The organism is Paenirhizobium naphthalenivorans (assembly GCF_007992095.1).
GTDB lineage: Bacteria > Pseudomonadota > Alphaproteobacteria > Rhizobiales > Rhizobiaceae > Allorhizobium > Allorhizobium naphthalenivorans.
The window spans coordinates 1-2,207 of record NZ_BJZP01000076.1; the positions used below are offsets into that span (position 1 = coordinate 1).

The window sequence follows — 2,207 nt, forward strand, 5'->3', positions numbered from 1 at the left end:
GTAAGCGCTAATTTCGGCGCACCTTTTTCCGCGGCGGCCCCTGCCGCATGAAGTGTCCACTTAAAATAGGTGGACACCAAATATGAGTGACGAAGAGCAGAAACTGCGTGTGCGGCTTGTGGGGCGTGATGGCCGGCGCCGCTATGATCCAGGTTCAAAGGCGCGGCTTGTTGCGGCCTGCCTTGAGCCTGGCGTTTCTATATCAGGCCTGGCGCTTGCCCATGGGATCAATGCCAACGTTCTGCGCAAGTGGGTCAAGCATGCCAAGGAGTCTGGTTTGCCGACGGTATCATCACGATCGGCGTTTATCCCGGTCGTAGCAGCAGACTGTGGCCGGCCTGAGAGGACCCGCTCGCTGGATATGGAGGTCGCACGAGGTGAAGACCTGACGGCATCACCGGAGACGACGGCGGGGCTGACAGGTTTTTCCAAGATCAGGGCGTTGCTGCCGAACGGCGTGAAGCTTTCGCTGGAATGTGGTGATGTGGATGCGTTGACGGCGATCATTGGAGCGCTTTGCGATGTTCAGACTCGGCGCTGATATCAAGGTCTACCTGCATCGCGAGCCCATCGACTTTCGCGCCGGCATCAACAGCCTTGCTGTCCTGGTGCAGGAGACGATGGAGCTCGACCCGTTTGCGCCTGCGGTCTTTGCCTTTTGCAATCGCCGCCGCGACCGGATGAAGTTGTTGTTCTTCGATCGGTCCGGTTTTGTGATGGTCCTGAAGCGATTGACCGAGGACAGGTTCCGATGGCCGCGCCGGGAAACGGCGGTGGTGTCGCTTTCGACCGAGCAATTGCACTGGATTCTCGACGGCATCGATATTGATGCGATGGTCCGCCATCCGGTTCGGCAATACCAGATCGCCGGGTGACGGCTCTGAACGTCTTCGGTTGACGGAGCGAAACGGTTCAGATTCAAGAATCTGATGATCCGGCCCGGCGAACCCACTGTTGAGGAGTTGATGGCGCGCATTGCAGCGCTGCAGGCGGAAAACCGTCAGCTCACGGAACGCGTGGTCAAGCTCGAGGAAGAGTTGGTGCTCGCACGGCTGCATCGTTTTGCGCCGAAGAGCGAAAAGCATGTCGATCGGCTCTTCGATGAAGCCGAGCAGGTTGCCGATGACGAGGACGCTGGCGACGGCGATCTCGTCGACCTGCCGGACACCGGCTTTGCAACGGGCGAAAAGCCGGAGGGCAAGAAGCGCGGCCGCAAGCCCCTGCCGGAACATCTGCCGCGCGAGCGCATCGAATATGACCTGGCCGACGACCAGAAGGCGTGTCCTTGCTGCCATCATCAGATGCATCGCATGGGTGAGGCCGTCTCGGAGCAGCTTCATATAGAGGTAAAGGCCAAGGTCCTGCAGAATGTGCGGTTCAAGTACGCCTGCCGCCATTGCGACCGGACCGGCATCAACACGCCTGTCATTCTCGCGCCAATGCCCACGCAGCCTTTGCCGGGCAGCATCGCCACGGCCTCGACGCTGGCCTTCGCGCTCGTCCACAAATACGTCGATGGCACACCGCTCTACCGCTTGGCACAGGCCTTCGAGCGCGCCGGCGTTCCCGTCAGCCGCGGCGCTCTGGGGCATTGGGTGATCGGATCTAGCGAGAGGCATCTCTCCCGCATCTATGACGCACTGAAGCTGCGGCTGAGGGCGCAGCCGCTCATCCATGGCGACGAGACGACCGTTCAGGTCCTGAAGGAAAAGGACAGGGAGGCCACCAGCACGTCGTATATGTGGGCGTATCGGAGCGGCGAGGATAGCAATGAGCCGATCGTGCTTCTCGACTACCAACCCGGCCGCGGCCAGATTTATCCGCAGGCCTTCCTCGGCGACTACCGCGGCATATTGATGAGCGATGGCTACACCGCCTGGCGGACGTTGGAAGGGGCAACGCATCTGGGGTGCATGGCCCATTCCAGGCGTCGCTTCGTCGATGCCCTCAAGACAAGGAAGAAAGGCGGCGGACCACCGGAGCAGGCGCTGAAGTTCTTCGAGCAGCTCTACCGGATCGAAAGCCAAGCCAGAGGAGAAAAGGCGGAAGCTGGAGAAACGCAAGCCGACTGCATTCGCCGTTTCCGCCAGCAGCACAGCGTCCCCATCCTGATTGCCCTAAAAGCATGGCTCGACGCCATGGCGCCGAAGGTCTTGCCCGACAGCAAGATCGGCGACGCCGTATCCTACACCCTGAACCAGTGGGAA

At 60.7% G+C, this 2,207-nt stretch carries 3 protein-coding genes; all 3 read left to right on the forward strand.

The features are described from left to right. Positions 1-82 precede the first annotated feature (82 nt). Entirely contained in the window at positions 83-541 is a 459-nt protein-coding gene (tnpA, locus tag RNA01_RS23070; protein WP_147182424.1) for an IS66-like element accessory protein TnpA, read from the forward strand. Beyond that, positions 522-875 carry an IS66 family insertion sequence element accessory protein TnpB gene (tnpB, locus tag RNA01_RS23075; protein WP_147182425.1) on the forward strand — a complete coding sequence of 118 codons (354 nt, stop codon included), beginning with the start codon at positions 522-524 and terminating at the stop codon, positions 873-875. The genes tnpA and tnpB overlap by 20 nt, the downstream gene beginning before the upstream one ends. A 54-nt stretch (positions 876-929) precedes the next feature. Further along, the coding region (gene tnpC, locus RNA01_RS23080; RefSeq protein ID WP_147182426.1) for an IS66 family transposase at positions 930-2,207 on the forward strand (1,278 nt) is incomplete at its 3' end.